Annotated in this window: 1 pseudogene; it reads right to left on the reverse strand. The window is 37.7% G+C overall.

Annotation, left to right across the window (positions count from 1 at the left end):
- Window positions 1–300, reverse strand: a pseudogene (locus C1E99_RS14310) (histidine triad protein); the annotation flags it as partial.

Consider the following 300-nt stretch of genomic DNA (forward strand, 5'->3'; position numbering starts at 1 on the left):
AACGCTCCATGTACTGCTTAATGAGACGTTCTTTTCTCTGTTCAAGAGTTTCTCCATCCTTTTGCTTAAGAATACGATCTTCTGGACTTTCAAACGGCTTCCTTGTATCAATTTCCTTTAATAAAACAATATGTGTGTGATCTCCATGCGGATACTCTAATCCAATTTGACCGTCAACGATGACTTTCTTAAGACGTGACGGCTCTAAATTCAGTTCTTTTGCTAAGTAGTCCAATTTCATTTGATACTCAGTATTTTCTACCTCGGACAATGGCTTCTTATCCGATTCAACATTTGGTT

Origin of the sequence: Streptococcus suis, assembly GCF_002964045.1 — a bacterium.
In the GTDB taxonomy this organism is placed as follows: Bacteria; Bacillota; Bacilli; order Lactobacillales; family Streptococcaceae; genus Streptococcus; species Streptococcus suis_U.